The sequence below is a fragment of the Xanthomonas codiaei genome (genome assembly GCF_002939785.1).
Lineage (GTDB): Bacteria > Pseudomonadota > Gammaproteobacteria > Xanthomonadales > Xanthomonadaceae > Xanthomonas > Xanthomonas codiaei.
In genome coordinates, this window is the sequence record NZ_MDEC01000093.1 from 1 (window position 1) to 318 (window position 318).

At 63.5% G+C, this 318-nt stretch carries 1 pseudogene; it reads left to right on the forward strand.

The window, feature by feature from the left end:
• Positions 1 to 17: 17 nt before the first annotated feature.
• A pseudogene (locus tag XcodCFBP4690_RS22180) lies at positions 18 to 318 on the forward strand (ankyrin repeat domain-containing protein); the annotation flags it as partial.

Below are 318 nucleotides of genomic sequence, written 5' to 3' on the forward strand. Positions count from 1 at the left end.
GCAACGGAGCGCGCTCGATGCCATCACGTCTTGTCCTGTGGATCTGCTGCCTGTGGCTGCTGGCACTCGCCGGCTGCTCGCCGGCTGCCCAATCGCGCTATGCACTGGAGCGCCACTTCACTGACCCCAAGGCGCAGGCACTGGCGCTGGCGGCCGAGCAGGGCGATGCGGACACGGTCCGCCGTCTGATGAAGGATGAAGGCGTGAATCCGGATCGCATCTTCTCCAAGGAAGGCCACCCGCTGCTGTTCTGGCCGATCTTCACCCATAACCCGGCAGGCTTGAAAGCGATGCTTGAGAATGGGGCAGATCCGAATG